This is a genomic window from Pectobacterium aroidearum, from assembly GCF_015689195.1.
Lineage (GTDB): Bacteria > Pseudomonadota > Gammaproteobacteria > Enterobacterales > Enterobacteriaceae > Pectobacterium > Pectobacterium aroidearum.
Genome location: NZ_CP065044.1, coordinates 3,339,348 through 3,355,242 on the forward strand (window position 1 = coordinate 3,339,348; position 15,895 = coordinate 3,355,242).

Below are 15,895 nucleotides of genomic sequence, written 5' to 3' on the forward strand. Positions count from 1 at the left end.
TAACCAATTACACTATAACGAGTCTTCTCCTCTTCACATCTAATGCAAACATATCAGAAAATAAGTTAGCTATATTCCTGAAGTGAATGGCGATGACATAGCTGCTATTTTTTATTTTTCGACAATTCCATTCTAGTCTGACATTGACTTCATTACCAAAAAGGGAGTCATTATTCCATTTTCAAACTAATCATTTAAAAACAACAGAATAGGGAAAAATACCTCATTAGAGGTAGCTGAAGTGACAGCAAGGTATGATTTCTTACAGCAATCGTTAACGAAAATAAGAAATAAAAGAAAACAAGACACAACAAAATAAGAACAATAATTTAATCACTTTTAAAAACACCCTTCCATCCATTAACAACTTCGCCAACTTGCGCATAAAGTGATTTTTAATAAATTAAAGTCACACTTAAATAACTAAAGAAAGTAATAAATATCCATTATTGCGAGCGAGATCTTTTATTTTCAGGAAAGCAGGCAAAGATAAAAATTAATAGATTTAGATCAAGAAAATAAATAACAACCCGTCCATATAGTACCCGCAGTAAAAACTCACTTATTTTAATTCTAACTAATTAGTTCATCTTAAAAGCAATGCAATGGGGCTACTATGGACTTCATCATTCAATTAGTCATTGTCCTGATCTGCCTTTTTTACGGGGCACGAAAAGGCGGAATCGCGCTGGGTTTATTAGGCGGGATTGGACTTGTTATTCTGGTCTTTATTTTTAAACTGCAACCGGGTAAACCTCCCGTCGATGTCATGCTGGTCATTATTGCCGTGGTGGCCGCATCGGCAACGCTTCAGGCATCGGGCGGGCTGGATGTCATGCTGCAAATCGCGGAACGTATGCTGCGGCGTAATCCGAAATACGTTTCGATTATTGCCCCCTTCGTCACCTGTGTTCTGACGATCCTGTGTGGTACAGGTCACGTGGTGTATACCATCCTGCCGATTATTTATGATGTTGCCATCAAGAATAATATCCGCCCTGAAAGGCCAATGGCTGCCAGTTCAATCGGCGCACAAATGGGGATTATCGCCAGCCCGGTTTCTGTTGCGGTTGTCTCGCTGGTTGCCATGCTGGCTAACTTCACCTTCCAGGGTAAGCATCTGGGATTCCTCGACCTGCTGTCTATTACCATCCCTTCTACCCTGCTGGGCATTCTGGCGATTGGGATTTTCAGCTGGTTCCGCGGTAAAGATCTGGATAAGGATGAGGATTTCCAGAAATTCATCGCCGATCCAGAAAACAAACAGTACGTGTATGGCGATACCGCTACGCTGTTAGATAGAAAATTGCCACGCAGCAACTGGATCGCCATGTGGATTTTTCTGGCAACCATCGCTGCGGTAGCAATTTTGGGGGCTGTTGAACAACTGCGTCCGGTCTTTGCCGGTAAGCCACTGTCGATGGTGCTGGTCATTCAGATGTTTATGCTGCTGTCTGGCGCCATCATCATTATTGCGACCAAAACCAATCCGTCATCCATCTCGAAGAATGAAGTGTTCCGTTCTGGGATGATAGCCATCGTCGCGGTATACGGTATCGCCTGGATGGCGGAAACCATGTTCGGCGCACATCTGGAAGAGATCAAAGGAACGCTCGGTTCATTGGTGAAAGTCTATCCCTGGGCTTACGCTATTATCCTGCTGATTGTATCGAAGTTTGTTAACTCGCAGGCAGCGGCACTGGCAGCCATTGTCCCCGTTGCGCTGGCTATTGGCGTGGATCCGGCGTATATCGTGGCCTCTGCACCAGCCTGCTATGGTTACTACATTCTGCCAACCTACCCAAGCGATCTGGCGGCTATCCAGTTTGACCGCTCCGGCACCACCAAAATTGGCCGCTTCGTTATTAACCACAGCTTTATTCTGCCGGGACTCATTGGCGTAACCACCTCCTGTATCTTTGGCTGGGTGTTTGCCGCGATGTACGGCTTCCTGTAATTCGGTTCTTTATACCTAAAAGCCGTCCAGCAATGGGCGGCTTTTTTATGCCGTGCCCTCCGGTACACCACTCACGGGCTGTCGCCAGCGACGTTGAAAAACACACTATGCGTTTTTTATCTTTGCAGCCAAATACGAACGCAAGCCTGTGCCAATGCTCGTGTCGGATCGATGCTGATATCTCGCCAGCGTGATGATACCGTCTCCAGTGCAGGAGGCACTTCCGTGCAGGCCAGCACTAAACGTTCCGCACCTCGTGCTACCAGGCGTGCGGCAAGCTGATCCAGCAAGCGTCCACCGTGCTGTAATTCTCCGCGTTTTACCGCATAGCATCCCGGCACGAAGAGTGTCGTCATTTCCTGCTCGTCCGGCACCACGGTTTCAGCCCCTAACTGCGCGGCAAAACGCTGCTGATACCACCCAGCATTAAGCGTTCCGTGAGTCGCGATCAGCCCGATTTTTTGCGGTGCTTTCTTTGCCTCCGCAGGCAGTGTGATAGCGTGCAACGTGGCATCAGCAATATGTACCAGTGGCGCATGGCTTTCCTCCGCCAGCGCATCAAACCAGTGGTGTGCCGTATTGCACGGCACCACGATATGGCTGACCGACAAGCGGTTAAGCTGCCGAACGGCATGCAAAAGCATCGGCAACGGTGATTCGCCCGTTCCTGCCAATGCCTGCTGGCGGTCTGGAATCTGCGGCACAGTCCAGGCAACCACTGGCACATGATCCTGATCGCGGCTGGCTGGTGTTTCTTCAATGATTTTATGCAGCAGATCGACCGTCGCCAGCGGCCCCATGCCACCCAGCACACCAATCAGCGGCGAACTCATTGTGCGGCCGTCTGTTCAAACAGTTGACGGTAACCAAACAGTCCGGCTGACCCACCGGTATGGATGAAGACAATGTTTTCATCGGCGTGAAAATGTCCCTGACGAATCAGATCGATCAGCCCCGCCATGCCTTTGCCGGAATAGACCGGATCGAGCAGAATCCCTTCCAGTTGTGCCAGCAGCCTGAGCGCTTCCAGCGTTCCTTCGGTTGGAATACCGTACCCTTTGCCAACGTAGTCACTGTTCACCTGCACAGCACTGCGCGGTAGCTCACCCGGAATACCGAGCAGTTGCCAGGTGCGCTGCGCTAATGCGTAAACATTCTCTTCCTGCTTCGCTTTCGGCGCTCTGACGCTGATGCCTAACAGGGGAATTTGGCTATGCGTCGCCGCCAGCCCGGTAACCAATCCCGCCTGCGTACCCGTGCTCCCCGTCGCATGCACAATATGATCGATGCGCAGGCGCTGCTGGCTGGACTGAAACAACAACTCTTCCGCACAGGCGACATAGCCCAGTGCGCCGACCGGACTGGAGCCGCCGCCGGGAATGACATAAGGTTTCAATCCTTCTTTGCGCAGCGATTCTGCCAGCGTTTCCATCGCCTGCTGCATGTCCGTTCCAGCGGGCAGATGATCGATAATTTCACCGCCAAGCAGATGATCCAGCAGCACGTTGCCGGAACGCTGGTAGTCTTCGCCGTAGTCCTCCACGCGCTTTTCCAGCAGTACTTTGGTTTTCAGCCCCAGCTTTGTCGCCGCCGCAATGGTTTGCCGTACATGGTTAGACTGCGTCGCGCCCTGCGTGATAATGATATCCGCGCCCTGCTGTTGCGCATCGGCTAACAGGAATTCCAGTTTGCGGGTTTTATTCCCACCCGTTGCCAGTCCTGTCGCATCGTCGCGTTTGATATAAATCGTCGGCCCGCCCAGATAGGCAGACAGATTCGGCAGTGCCTCCAGCGGTGTAGGAAAATGGCCCAGTGACAAACGGGGGAATCGGGCAAGGTGCATAATAGTCTCCTGAAATTCGGATTACAGATTGAGGTGACGACGCGCTTCTTCACGAACGCGATGTAAAATACGCTGCTTCAAGGCGGCGTAGTCAGGGTGCTGTGCCAGAGTTTCAATGTCTCTTTCGCGGCCAAACGGCAGTGGGATCGCTTCTGCAATACGACCGGGACGCGCGGACATCACCAATACCCGGTCAGCCAAGAACAGCGCTTCATCCACGTCATGGGTGACAAATAACAGCGTGGTGCCGGTTTTTTGCCAGGCAGATAGCAGCAGTTCCTGCATCATCAAACGGGTTTGTGCATCCAGCGCACCAAACGGCTCATCCATCAGCAACACCTCAGGGTTCGGCAGCCAGGCACGAGCCAGTGCCACCCGCTGTTTCATTCCGCCAGAGAGTTGCCAGGGGTAGTGCTGTTGGAATCCTTCCAGCCCGACCAGTGCCAGATAATTTTCTGCTTCACGCTGAAGCAGGGCTTTATTTGCGCCCTGCATCCGTGGTCCAAACGTCACGTTTTCCAGCACGGTGAGCCAGGGAAATAAGTTGGCCTGCTGAAATACCATGCCGCGCGAGGGGCCCGGACGACGAACAGGTTCATCGCCGCACAGTACGCGTCCCTTATCGGCAGCTTCAAAACCGGCGATCATATTGAGAATGGTGGATTTGCCGCAGCCGGAAGGACCCAGCAGCACCACAAATTCACCTTTAGCGATCTGGAGAGAAACGTCATCCAGCACCGTTAGCGGGCCGCGTTGTGACGGAAATGTGAGGCTAACGCGCTCCACAACAATGTGTGGCGCAACGGGCTGAGAAGATTCTGTCATGATGATTTCCCCGCCCACGGCACGAAGACGCGCTGTGCACCAACCAATAACAGATCGAGCACATAGCCAATGCCGCCTAATAATAAAATGCCCAACATAACGATATCGGTACGCAGATAAGCGCTGGCGTTCATGACCATCCAGCCAATGCCCGACGTGGCAGCAACCATTTCTGCCGCAATCAGGGACGTCCAACCGATACCAATAGCCAGTCGCACCGTGGTAAATAATTCCGGCAGCGTATCGGGCAAAACGACGTGGAAAAAGATCTGTCGGCGACTGGCGCCGAGCGTTTGTGCGACGCGGATACGGGAACGTTCCACGCGCTCAACAGCGGCACAAGCCCCCACAACGACGCTGAGAAACGTCGCGATAAAGATCAGGAAAAATTTGGATGCCTCACCGATTCCCAACCAGACTACCGCCAGCGGGATCAGTGCGATTTTAGGCAGTGGCCGGAGAAACTGAACGAAAGGATTAAAAACGGCAGCAATCGGAGGCGATAGCCCCATCAACAGCCCAAGCGGGACACCAAGAATAATGGCGACGCTGAAAGCGCTTAGCGCCCGAGCGACGCTGACGGCAATATGCTCCCATAGCGGCACCTGCCGATAGCCATCCTGCGCCAGTTCCCCAGCGGTCAGGATGATATCTGACAGTGGCGGTAGCAGCAGCGGATCGGCCCACTGCTTCGCGCCCGCCACTTGCCACAACGCGAGCACCGCCGCCACAGACGCGATACTCAATAATACATAAGACGTTCTTTTCACGACCCGTTAATTCCCTTTCACAGCCTGCTTCAGATAAGAGGAATTAATGGAGTCGGCGAACGATGCAGGAATATCGCGTTGGCGAACTTCGCCGATACTCTCCAGAAAATGCGCCGTTTTTGCGACTGCCTGACCGATACCGCTGCGATCGGTGTTGCTACCGTCACCCAGCCACTGTGCCGTCGCCTGCTGTTCCAGCGTGGGGTATTCCAGCCCTGACAGCGTATTGGTTGCCGTCGTAACAGGCGCACCGACTTCTTTTGCCACAATTGCCGCCGCTTTTTCCGGATCCTGACGGAACTCATCCACTTTCAACTGGTGTACGCGCAGGAAGCGCGCCACCGTTTCAGGGTACTGCTGGGCAAAAGCCTTTCTAACCACATAGTTGTTGTAAATCAGATAGCCATCTTTTTGCAGATCTTTGGTCGCAAAAATCGCATGCCCGGCGGATGCTTCCAGCTCCTGCGCGAATGGTGCCCAGACGTAGCCTGCATCAATGTCGCCACGCTTCCATGCCGCCACCATCTCAGCCGGACGTAGCGGAATAAGGGTAATCTTGCTGCGGTCGAGTTTATTCACCGCGATTGCCGCTTCCAGCGCGTACTGCGCTGTGGAATTTGGCGGATAGGCGACACGCTTACCTTCGATATCTTTCAGCGTGGCGATACTAGACTTGGCAATCAGACGCTCGTACGTGGCGATCACACCAGATACACCGACGATCTCCACCGGCAGTTTCCTGACAATACCGGCTGTCGCCGGGCTGGAACCAAAGTTGGCGATATCTATCGCATTACTGGCAAAATAATTCAGCGCATCAGCACCAGAAGCAAACTGCACCCACTTTACTGGCGCACCCAATGCTTTTTGCAACGAACCATCGGCTTTAGCTAAGACTAATACCTGCGAACCGCCACTGTAGGCTACGCGCACCTCATCAGGATGCTTTTCCGCCGCCAATACAGATGTCGTGATTAATAACAAGCCACTGACGCCGACAACACTCAATCTATTTTTCATTACTTTTCCCTATAGCGTTAAATAAAAAATCAGTTAAGTAAGTTAATAAATAATTAATTAATACATCAGGCCACTTTTTTATTTAAATAAGAGAGTTGTCCCCAACTGACATCATCGACAAAAATACCGTTCTCCTGCCGCTGGCGATAGGTTTGCTTTTCTTTATCGCCCGGCAGTAATAATTCATTATCATCGCGGGATTGGCGCACCCATTCTAATAACGCAGGTATTTCCTGCTGATAGGTGGCCGCACCGCCTAATTTCTGCGGATCGATTAAAATCGACAGCATGCTGTTAATAATCTGCTTGCCCTCGCCTTTCGCCGTGCGCTCGGTTTTCCCACCGGTCAGCGCCGCACCCAGTAAAGAGCAAACCAGCGAAAGCCCCGATCCTTTATGCTCGCCAAACGGCAACAGCGCGCCCAAGGGTTGTTCCATCAGCCAGCGAGGATCGACCGTCGGGTTACCTTCGTTATCGACGATACAGCCGGGCGCGACCGATTTGCCCTCGTTCCAGGCGATACGCGCTTTGTTACCTGCAATCACGCTGGTAGCAAAATCCAGAATCACCGGATCGTCCTGTTCAACCGGAATCCCTGCACAAAACGGGTTCGTCCCGAAGCGCGCCTGCTGACCCTGCCACGGCAGCACCACCGGTTTGGTATACACGTTGGCGAAATGCAGCGATACCAACCCGGCTTCTGCGGCCTGTTCCGCCCACGCGCCGATACGTCCCAAATGGTGTGCATTGGCTAAACTTACCACCGCCAGACCGTGCGTTTGCGCACGCGCAATGCCTTCCGTCAGTGCCTGCTTTGCGACCACCTGCCCGAAGCCCTGCTGCCCGTCAAACGAAATGAGCGGACCGAAGTCCAGCGTTTTCTCCGCCTGTGCGTGAGGTGAAAGCCCACCTTCCCGAATGGCGTCGATATAGCGCGGCAACATACTGACGCCATGCGAGTCATGCCCTTTCAGGCTGGATTCAACGAGATTATCCGCCACCGTTCCTGCAATTGATGCATCGACGTCATTCTCTGTTAGGCGGTCACGTAAATAATCGCGTAAATAATGATGAGTAAAGACAGGCATATTTTTCTCGGTATAAAGAATGACAATTAACATTGTCGCCACTATAACGCGCAGATTTTTATCCATAACTGACAAATAAGACTATCTATAGCGAATATTTAGCTAAGGCGGTTATTTACTTGTTTTCTCTTATTCAGCACCAATTAAAATCGCCTTTCTTCTAACTTATTCCAAAAAACACTTTATCAGCGACACGCCAAGAAAATAGGATGCCTTCTTTCACACCTCCCTTATTACGTATTCTTTATTGAAATAATAAATGATGGCTCTGAGCTGCTTTATTGCCGATTCAATTACTATTAAAAATGAGACAACAATGATGAATCACTCACTCCCCGCGAAAAAATCGACACGTTTCACACGCCTTGCTGCCCTGATCGGCCTGACGCTAACGGCCTTTGGCACCAGTGCGGAAGGCAGCATCAGCATTGCGCAGCAGTTTGGCATTGGCTACCTGATTCTGGATGTGGTGCGCGACCAAAACCTGATAGAGAAGCACGGTAAGCAGCAGGGCCTGGATATCAAGGTAGACTGGCGCACACTTTCTGGTGCGACGGCGATTAACGAAGCCCTGCTATCCGGCGCGCTGGATGTGGCCTCCGCCGGGGTTCCTCCAATGCTGACCGTATGGGATCGCACACAGGGTCGCCAGAATGTGAAAGCAATCGCCTCGCTCGGTTCGATGCCCAACTATTTACTCAGTAATAACCCAGCAGTGAAATCTATCCGCGATCTGAGCGATAAAGACCGTATCGCCGTGCCTGCGGCAGGTGTAGGTTTTCAGTCTCGCACGCTGCAAATCGAAACCGCGAAGCTCTATGGCGCGGAAGATTTCAAACGTTTCGATAAGATTTCTGTCAGCCTACCGCATCCCGATGCCAGCGCGGCGCTGATCGCAGGGGGTTCCGAAATCAATGCACACTTTTCCAGCCCACCGTTCCAATATCAGGCGCTGGAACATGCCAATGTGCACAAGATCCTAAGCTCTTATGACGTACTGGGCGGTCAGGCAACGTTCAACGTGCTCTACACCACGCAGAAATTCCATGATGAAAATCCGAAAACCTACCGCGCCTTCTATGAAGCGCTGAAAGAAGCGTCCCAGATTATCAAAGCAGATAAAGTCGCGGCGGCAGAAACCTATATTCGGGTAGAAAAATCGAAGCTGGATCCTGAACTGGTCAAACGTATCGTCGCCGATCCCGAAATCGATTTCACTATCACGCCAGAACGCACCTACGTTTATGCCGAAAAGTTGCAACAGCTTGGCGTGCTGAAAAACAAAGCCGCCTCCTGGAAGGATTATTTCTTTGCTGAAATCCACGACCAACCGGGTAGCTAAGCGGTCAGCATGACCCCATTCGACAAGCATCTCGTCGCTACGCAGGAGAACAATATGACACACCACTCCCACGATACCGTCGCCCAGCCGCTGTTGCAGGTTGATGGCGTCGGACTGGAATACCGAACCCGTCGCAGTTTGGTTCGCGCCACCCATGATGTGAGTTTCGACGTCTTTCCCGCCGAGCGCTTTGTACTCTTAGGGCCTTCAGGCTGTGGTAAATCCAGCCTGCTCAAATCTATCGGCGGTTTTTTGTCTCCGGTAGACGGTGAAATCCGCCTTGAGGGTCAGCCAGTCGCACGTCCGGGCCCGGATCGCATCATGGTCTTTCAGGAATTTGATCAGCTGCCGCCGTGGAAAACTGTGCTGGAAAATACGCTATTTCCGCTGGTTGCCAGCCGTCAGGCAACACGAGCCGAAGCCGAGGAACGCGCGCGTTATTTTCTCGATAAGGTCGGGCTGGCGAAATTTGCCGATGCCTATCCGCATACGTTATCCGGTGGAATGAAGCAACGCGTCGCCATCGCGCGGGCGCTGACCATGCAGCCGAAAGTGCTGCTCATGGACGAGCCATTCGCCGCGCTGGATGCGCTGACCCGACGCAAAATGCAGGAAGAACTGCTGGCGCTGTGGGAAGAGGTGCGCTTCACGCTGCTGTTTGTCACCCACTCGATTGAAGAAGCGCTGATCGTCGGCAGCCGGGTCTTGCTGCTCTCCCCCCATCCGGGTCGTGTGCGAGCGGAAATCAACTGCCATCAGTTCGCGCTGAGCGACCAGGGCAGTGAAGCTTTTCAAACCACCGCACAGCGTATTCACCATCTTCTTTTTCCAACTGATACTGACGTGCCTTCACCCGTCACCTCTACGCAAGGTAAATCTTATGAGCATACAGCCCCCCGTGCGGCCCGAGTATCAGCGTGAACTGGCACCGCTGAAAGACTTCACACTGACCCAGCCTCTACCGCTGACCACGCGCCTGTGGAATCAGACCTGGATTCGCAAGCTGGTGCTGTTGGCAGGGCTGCTATTGCTGTGGGAGTTCGCCGCACGCTGGCAAAACAACGATCTGATGTTGCCGGGTTTCCTGCAAACCTTTCAGGCATTTCGTGACGATCTCGCCAGCGGCGAACTGCCGCATAAGATGGTGGTTTCCCTCGGCACATTGCTAAAAGGCTATGTCATTGGCAGCCTGCTGGCACTGGCCCTCAGCGCGTTGGCGGTATCCACCCGTTTCGGACGCGATCTCTTAGGCACCCTAACCTCCATGTTCAACCCGCTCCCTGCGATTGCGTTACTGCCGTTAGCGCTGCTGTGGTTTGGACTGGGAGAAAAGAGTCTGGTCTTCGTTCTCGTCCACTCCGTGATGTGGCCGATGGCGCTGAATACCTATTCCGGCTTTCTCGGTGTTTCGGAAACGCTGCGTATGGCAGGTCGCAACTACGGCCTGACAGGCTTTCGCTATATCAATGCCATCCTGATCCCCGCTGCGCTGCCGTCGATTCTCTCCGGTCTGAAGATCGGCTGGGCATTTGCCTGGCGTACCCTGATCGCCGCTGAACTGGTCTTCGGCGCATCCAGCGGCAATGGCGGTTTGGGCTGGTACATCTTCCAGAACCGTAATGAGCTTTATACTGACCGTGTTTTCGCCGGGCTGGCGTCCGTCATCATCATCGGGCTGCTGGTTGAAGGGCTGGTGTTTTCCACCATCGAAAAGATCACAGTGAAACGCTGGGGAATGCAGCGCTAAACGTCATTCTGGTTATGCGAAATCTAGCCATTGATAACCAGAATTGTTCTTTTGCGGCGCTCGATATCGCTGTTACAACTGATTTGTCTTTTCCCACAGAGATGAGAGATCGCGAACATGATTGCAATACAAGCGCCACAAACCTATCTGAATCGTGACGGCGTCATTCGTTCTGTTGGTGACTATGCGGCTCCCTACGCCAACACCATACTGATTATTACCAGTCCACAGGCATGGAAAACGACGGCGGATGCTGTCGAACGCAGCCTCAATGAGCACGGCTTGCGCTACCAGGTCGAATTTTTGCCGGGTGATTGCACCAAACCCGCGATCGAGGCGCTGACCGCACAGGCGCGCGCCTTCAACGCAGAACTGATTTTAGGCATTGGCGGCGGGCGTGTGCTGGATGTCGCCAAAGCCGTCGGCGACATTGTGGGACAGTTGCCCGTCATCGCCGTCCCCACCATTGCCGCTACCTGCGCCGCCTGGTCACCGATCAGCGTGATATACAGCGACAGCGGTGCGCACAACGGCCCCTTTCCGCTGACGCGGTTACCGGTGTGGGTACTGGTGGACAGCGAGATCATCGCTCACAGCCCTTCGCGTTATCTCAAAGCCGGTATCGTGGATGCGCTGGCGAAGTGGTATGAATTCCAACCTTATTTGCGCCACGGCGATGACGGGCTGGCATTAGCGCTTAAAGCACAGGCGGCGAAGCTGGCTGTGGAAACATTTAATACGTATGGCGAACAGGCCATCGCAGATAACGAGCAAGGTCTGGTCACGCCGACGCTGCGCCGTGTGATCGATGCCGTTATCGCGCTGGCGGGCGTCGCGAACAGTATGAAAGATGAGGTGCCACGCATTGGCGTTGCCCATGCCATTCACAACAGCATGACGCGCCTGCCGGAGCTGCACGACTGGCTGCATGGTGAGAAAGTCGGTTTTGGTCTGGCCGCACAGGCCTTTCTGGAACACGATAACGATGCTGACCGCGAAGAACTCTTCTCCCAACTGCGTCGCTACGGCAGCCCGATAACGCTAAGCGCTCTCGGTCTGAACGAACGCCCACAGCTAGTGGAAAACATCGTGCAGCACGTGAAAATCGCACCGAAAATTGCCTCACGACTGCCTTTCGCCACAGATGTCGAACGAATCCAACAGGCGCTGTGGCGCACGCAAACGTTAGAAACGGGTGTGATAAATAGCCACGCGGCCTAGTTGATAATCACCCTTCAAAATGGAAACGGGTGCATCGAATAACCGATGCACCCGTTTCTCTTTTTCTTTCCGGCATTATCCCTGCTGGGCAGGCTGCGTACTGATTCCCTTTATTTCGCGCTCGTAGGCCTGTGCTTTTTTCTCATCAAACTGGTGTTCCCACTTAGCGATGACCAGCACCGCCAGCGCATTCCCTACCACATTCAGCGCGGTACGCGCCATGTCGAGGATACGGTCAACGCCCGCAATGAACGCCAAACCTTCCAGCGGAATACCGACGCTGCCCAACGTAGCCAGCAGCACGACAAATGACACACCCGGTACGCCGGCAATGCCTTTGGACGTCAACATCAGCGTCAACACCAGCACGATTTCTTGCCCAATCGACAACTCAATACCGTAAAGCTGCGCGATGAAGATCGCCGCAATACTCTGGTATAGCGTCGAGCCATCGAGGTTAAAAGAGTAGCCGGTCGGTACGACGAAGCTGGTAATCGACTTCGGTGCGCCATAGGCTTCCATTTTTTCGATGATACGCGGCAGCACGGTTTCTGAACTCGCTGTAGAGTACGCGAGGATCAGTTCATCTTTCAGTATGCGGATCAGCATCGTAATACGCAGCTTACACAGCCGAGCGACGATGCCGAGCACCACCAGCGCGAAGAAGAAAATCGCGGCGTAAACCAGCATAACCAGCTTGGCTAACGGCCACAGCGACGCAAAACCGAAGTTGGCAACCGTAACGGAAATCAGCGCAAATACCCCAACCGGTGCATAGCGCATGATCATGTGGGTCACCTTGAACATCGTTTCCGACACGCCGCGGAAGACGTTCAGCAGCGGGTCACGATGCTCTTTCGGCAACGAAGAGAGCCCCAAACCAAACAGCACGGAGAAGAAAATAATCGGCAGCATGTCACCATGAGTCATCGCCGCGAAGATATTCGGCGGGATCAGCGACAGTACCGTCCCCACCAGACTGTGCGAACCGCTCTGCACCTGTTCGGTGGTCTTTTGATACTGCGAGATATCCACAGCGGTCAGCGTCGACATATCAATGCCGTGGCCTGGCTGGAAGATGTTCGCCAGCGTGATGCCCAGGATAATCGCCACCGTCGTGATGATTTCAAAATAGAGAATGGTTTTGAAGCCGATGCGCCCAAGCTTTTTAGCATCCCCTACACCCGCAATCCCGACAATCAATGTGGCGATCACGATCGGGACAACAATCATTTTAATCAGGCGGATAAAGATGTCGCCCGCAGGGCTAAGAATATTGCTGATGAGCCACTGGCGGCTTTCTTGTTGTTCATGCAGCACGGCACCGAGTGCAATACCAAGAACCAACGCGATAAGGATTTGCCAGGCAAGGCTGATTTTTTGTGTTTTCATCGTCATTTTCCGTTTTAAACTCCCCGCCATCACAAACATGGCGCTAGCGCGACTCCGGCGCAATGCGAACCGAAAAAATCAACGTGGAGGTGACTGACTATTGAGAAGGATGTCTGATGGATTATCCCGCATCTTGCAAGCTGCATACGCGCGGTTCAAAACGCACACGTTTTATCCTGCCGCTCGAATGATTTAGGGTAATTTTTCTAAAATGATACAAAAACCGTTAACATAATTATTCAATAAAAACGCACAAGTATTTGTATCACTTAATAAAAATACAGACATAAGTTATTGTTATGGCAGGAATGCTACTATTCCAGCACGATCAGATCAAGCAGATTGTCGGCACGATAAACCATATTTATGCTGAATCGAGCCCAGAAAACGGCAGGCATCGCGCTACAAGAAATCGCGGCGAAATCGAATGGAAAATGTCAGCCCAACCAGAAAAAACGCTGGCTGGGCATTGGGTTAGGAAACGATGCTGTTACTCAGATTTGGTAATCAATCACCGCTTCATCGTTATCCGAGAACACCTTATCTTTAATCTCATCCAGTGACAGTTCCGTGTTACACAGCTGAATAAATTTCCAGGCATAGTTACGCTGTAACTGACCCTTTTTTAACCCCAGCCAGACCGTATTCGCTTCAAACAAATGCTCGGCATTTAACCGCACCAACCCGGTATCGCGCGCGGGATCGTATGACATATCGGCCACAATCCCGACGCCGAGCCCCAGCTCAACATAGGTTTTAATCACATCCGAATCCTGCGCGCTCAGCGTAATATCCGGTGACATCCCCACCGCCTGAAACGCACGATCCAAACGCGAGCGACCGGTAATTCCCTGACGATAGGTAATCAGCGGCTCCGCATTGAGCATCTCTAGGGTAATAACCCGCTCCTGCGTCAGCGGGTGGTCCTCCGGCACAATGACGGAATGGTGCCAGCGATAGTAGGAGAACGCTGCCAGCGAGGGATCGTTAATCAACTGCTCACTGGCAATACCGATATCCGCTTCACCGGAATGGAGCATCGCCACGATCTCATCCGGCGTGCCCTGATTCAGCACCAGACGCACCTGTGGGTACAGAGAACGGAAGGCTTTAATCACCGGCGGCAGGCTGTAACGCGCCTGCGTATGCGTGGTCGCGATCACCAACTGGCCGGTATCGTTATTGGTGAAAACATTCGCCAGCCGCCGGATATTGCTGGCGTCATTCAGAATGCGCTCCGCCACCACCAGCAGCTCTTTTCCCGGTTCGGTCATACCTAACAGGCGTTTGCCACGACGAATGAAGATTTCAATCCCCAGCTCTTCTTCCAGCTCGCGGATATGGCGGCTCACGCCGGATTGAGAGGTAAACAGCGTATTCGCCACCTCGGTCAGGTTGTAATTGCACCGTGCTGATTCACGAATAATCTTCAGTTGCTGAAAGTTCACCTTTCACTCCCTTGTCCTTTATTACAGATAGCAATATTGATGCAAGTAATGAGAGCCAGAACAAATAAGCAAATGGAGTTGATTATATTTTTTTATACTAACGGTATGTCTGCCGCACAGCCTTACCTAACAAGAAATAGACATAAATTTTAAAATCAAAAAGTTAGACAACGCTACTTTTGTCACGCGCGCGCCGTCAATCAACCATTTCGCTATGATTTATGCCTTTCTGATCTATTTATCCCAGCGTTTTTATCCGCTTTTTCAGCATTTCCGCTCACGCTAAATAGGCCACACGACTTCAAGCTGACGTGCTATCGCTGCTATGATGGAAATCAGGATGAGAGACAAGGTGACAACATGCAGGGTGTACCGGAACAGTTTACCGATGAGAGAGACTATGCCCAGTTCCGGCATTTGCCGACGCTGCCCAGCATTGAGCTTTATCACGCGCACATCTGCCGTTATGCCTTTGAACCACACACGCATGAGGCGTTTGGTATTGGCACCATTGACGACGGCGCAGAGCAATTCCGCTACCGTGGCGCCAAGCATATTGCGCCTGTCGATTCACTCGTGTTGATGAACCCTGATGAACTGCATACGGGGGAATCAGCGACGGAAGACGGCTGGCGCTATCGCATGATCTACATCCCGCCCGATGTGCTGGAGAACGTCTCCGGTGAGAAAGGCTGGTGGTTTACCGATGTCGTGCGCCACGATCCCGCAACGGCACGTCAGTTGGCGATGACGCTGGCCGCGATGTGGCAGACAACCGACCCGTTAGCGAGTGAAAGCCTGCTGCTGTCGTTGATTGAACTTTTCCGGCCACATGCACACATCGCGCAACGCCAGATGATTGAACCGTTGCACCGCTTTGATGTAGTGAAAGCCTACCTGCGGGAGAACTTCGCTCATCCCGTTACCTTAAAAGATCTGGCGGCGCTGGTGTCCCTGAGCCCATATCATTTTCTGCGCCAGTTCAAAGCTCAGTATCACGTCACGCCGCACCAGATGCTGATGGCAATTCGGCTGTATGAGGCGAAACAGATGCTGACGCGCGGTATGGCGGCCGCTCATGTCGCCATCGCCGTCGGGCTAACCGATCAGGCACATCTGACACGCACCTTCGCTCAGCGCTATGGCGTCACGCCCATTCGCTACCAAAAGCAGGTTTATCCGGTTCGGCGTTAACCTCCTCCCTCGGATAATAAACAGCAATATCCTACAATAATTCACCGC

15 protein-coding genes are annotated in these 15,895 nt (G+C 52.6%); 7 read left to right on the forward strand and 8 right to left on the reverse strand.

Translation table 11 applies throughout. The features are described from left to right. The first annotated feature begins 616 nt into the window (after window positions 1-616). The gene (locus tag I2D83_RS14960; protein WP_015839678.1) at window positions 617-1,957 is read left to right on the forward strand and encodes an anaerobic C4-dicarboxylate transporter; all 1,341 of its coding nucleotides are present in this window, start codon (window positions 617-619) and stop codon (window positions 1,955-1,957) included. 116 nt (window positions 1,958-2,073) lie between these two features. Here the strand turns inward: I2D83_RS14960 and cuyB are convergent, their stop codons facing one another. From cuyB to I2D83_RS14990, 6 genes are all read right to left on the reverse strand, one after another. Beyond that, on the reverse strand, window positions 2,074-2,790 hold the full coding sequence (gene cuyB / locus I2D83_RS14965; protein ID WP_205946826.1) for a cysteate racemase: 717 nt from the start codon (window positions 2,788-2,790) through the stop codon (window positions 2,074-2,076). Then, the gene (cuyA, locus tag I2D83_RS14970; RefSeq protein WP_181829500.1) at window positions 2,787-3,800 is read right to left on the reverse strand and encodes a D-cysteate sulfo-lyase; all 1,014 of its coding nucleotides are present in this window, start codon (window positions 3,798-3,800) and stop codon (window positions 2,787-2,789) included. Before cuyA ends, cuyB begins: the two co-directional genes overlap by 4 nt. A gap of 21 nt (window positions 3,801-3,821) precedes the next feature. Then, on the reverse strand, window positions 3,822-4,625 hold the full coding sequence (locus I2D83_RS14975) for an ABC transporter ATP-binding protein (RefSeq protein WP_205946827.1): 804 nt from the start codon (window positions 4,623-4,625) through the stop codon (window positions 3,822-3,824). Then, entirely contained in the window at window positions 4,622-5,395 is a 774-nt protein-coding gene (locus I2D83_RS14980; protein ID WP_205946828.1) for an ABC transporter permease, read from the reverse strand. Before I2D83_RS14980 ends, I2D83_RS14975 begins: the two co-directional genes overlap by 4 nt. A gap of 6 nt (window positions 5,396-5,401) precedes the next feature. Then, window positions 5,402-6,415, reverse strand: a complete 1,014-nt coding sequence (locus I2D83_RS14985; RefSeq protein ID WP_205946829.1) for a taurine ABC transporter substrate-binding protein — start codon at window positions 6,413-6,415, stop codon at window positions 5,402-5,404. Between the two features lie 65 nt (window positions 6,416-6,480). Continuing rightward, window positions 6,481-7,503, reverse strand: a complete 1,023-nt coding sequence (locus tag I2D83_RS14990) for a malate/lactate/ureidoglycolate dehydrogenase (RefSeq protein WP_205948200.1) — start codon at window positions 7,501-7,503, stop codon at window positions 6,481-6,483. Between the two features lie 319 nt (window positions 7,504-7,822). On the opposite strand from I2D83_RS14990, the gene I2D83_RS14995 reads away from it, so the two are divergent. The 4 genes from I2D83_RS14995 (at window position 7,823) to I2D83_RS15010 (ending at window position 11,813) form a co-directional block, all read left to right on the forward strand. Then, window positions 7,823-8,845, forward strand: a complete 1,023-nt coding sequence (locus tag I2D83_RS14995) for an ABC transporter substrate-binding protein (RefSeq protein ID WP_205948201.1) — start codon at window positions 7,823-7,825, stop codon at window positions 8,843-8,845. Between the two features lie 54 nt (window positions 8,846-8,899). Then, window positions 8,900-9,766: an ABC transporter ATP-binding protein gene (locus I2D83_RS15000; protein WP_205946830.1), complete on the forward strand. Its 867-nt coding sequence runs from the start codon at window positions 8,900-8,902 to the stop codon at window positions 9,764-9,766. Next, complete coding sequence (locus I2D83_RS15005; protein WP_181847510.1) at window positions 9,726-10,592, forward strand: ABC transporter permease; 867 nt, start codon at window positions 9,726-9,728, stop codon at window positions 10,590-10,592. Before I2D83_RS15000 ends, I2D83_RS15005 begins: the two co-directional genes overlap by 41 nt. A 117-nt stretch (window positions 10,593-10,709) precedes the next feature. Next, window positions 10,710-11,813: an iron-containing alcohol dehydrogenase family protein gene (locus I2D83_RS15010; RefSeq protein ID WP_205946831.1), complete on the forward strand. Its 1,104-nt coding sequence runs from the start codon at window positions 10,710-10,712 to the stop codon at window positions 11,811-11,813. 75 nt (window positions 11,814-11,888) lie between these two features. Here the strand turns inward: I2D83_RS15010 and gltP are convergent, their stop codons facing one another. Continuing rightward, a complete protein-coding gene (gene gltP, locus I2D83_RS15015) occupies window positions 11,889-13,205 on the reverse strand; it encodes a glutamate/aspartate:proton symporter GltP (RefSeq protein ID WP_015839667.1) in 1,317 nt (438 codons plus the stop codon). A gap of 366 nt (window positions 13,206-13,571) precedes the next feature. On the opposite strand from gltP, the gene I2D83_RS15020 reads away from it, so the two are divergent. Beyond that, window positions 13,572-13,712 carry a hypothetical protein gene (locus tag I2D83_RS15020; protein WP_180777182.1) on the forward strand — a complete coding sequence of 47 codons (141 nt, stop codon included), beginning with the start codon at window positions 13,572-13,574 and terminating at the stop codon, window positions 13,710-13,712. Here the strand turns inward: I2D83_RS15020 and cbl are convergent. Beyond that, window positions 13,700-14,653 (reverse strand): HTH-type transcriptional regulator Cbl, encoded by a 954-nt coding sequence (cbl, locus tag I2D83_RS15025; protein WP_015839666.1) that lies wholly within the window; start codon window positions 14,651-14,653, stop codon window positions 13,700-13,702. The two genes, I2D83_RS15020 and cbl, sit on opposite strands and share 13 nt — an antisense overlap. A 360-nt stretch (window positions 14,654-15,013) precedes the next feature. On the opposite strand from cbl, the gene I2D83_RS15030 reads away from it, so the two are divergent. Continuing rightward, window positions 15,014-15,847, forward strand: coding sequence for an AraC family transcriptional regulator (locus I2D83_RS15030; protein WP_205946832.1), 834 nt, complete (start codon window positions 15,014-15,016; stop codon window positions 15,845-15,847). Window positions 15,848-15,895 lie beyond the last annotated feature (48 nt).

Excerpts from the sequence above, each read along its gene's own strand:
- I2D83_RS14960 (WP_015839678.1), top strand. The coding sequence starts at position 617 with ATGGACTTCATCATTCAATTAGTCATTGTCCTGATCTGCCTTTTTTAC.
- cuyB (WP_205946826.1), bottom strand. The coding sequence starts at position 2,790 with ATGAGTTCGCCGCTGATTGGTGTGCTGGGTGGCATGGGGCCGCTGGCG.
- cuyA (WP_181829500.1), bottom strand. The coding sequence starts at position 3,800 with ATGCACCTTGCCCGATTCCCCCGTTTGTCACTGGGCCATTTTCCTACA.
- I2D83_RS14975 (WP_205946827.1), bottom strand. The coding sequence starts at position 4,625 with ATGACAGAATCTTCTCAGCCCGTTGCGCCACACATTGTTGTGGAGCGC.
- I2D83_RS14985 (WP_205946829.1), bottom strand. The coding sequence starts at position 6,415 with ATGAAAAATAGATTGAGTGTTGTCGGCGTCAGTGGCTTGTTATTAATC.
- I2D83_RS14990 (WP_205948200.1), bottom strand. The coding sequence starts at position 7,503 with ATGCCTGTCTTTACTCATCATTATTTACGCGATTATTTACGTGACCGC.
- I2D83_RS14995 (WP_205948201.1), top strand. The coding sequence starts at position 7,823 with ATGAATCACTCACTCCCCGCGAAAAAATCGACACGTTTCACACGCCTT.
- I2D83_RS15000 (WP_205946830.1), top strand. The coding sequence starts at position 8,900 with ATGACACACCACTCCCACGATACCGTCGCCCAGCCGCTGTTGCAGGTT.
- I2D83_RS15005 (WP_181847510.1), top strand. The coding sequence starts at position 9,726 with ATGAGCATACAGCCCCCCGTGCGGCCCGAGTATCAGCGTGAACTGGCA.
- I2D83_RS15010 (WP_205946831.1), top strand. The coding sequence starts at position 10,710 with ATGATTGCAATACAAGCGCCACAAACCTATCTGAATCGTGACGGCGTC.
- gltP (WP_015839667.1), bottom strand. The coding sequence starts at position 13,205 with ATGAAAACACAAAAAATCAGCCTTGCCTGGCAAATCCTTATCGCGTTG.
- I2D83_RS15020 (WP_180777182.1), top strand. The coding sequence starts at position 13,572 with ATGCTGAATCGAGCCCAGAAAACGGCAGGCATCGCGCTACAAGAAATC.
- I2D83_RS15030 (WP_205946832.1), top strand. The coding sequence starts at position 15,014 with ATGCAGGGTGTACCGGAACAGTTTACCGATGAGAGAGACTATGCCCAG.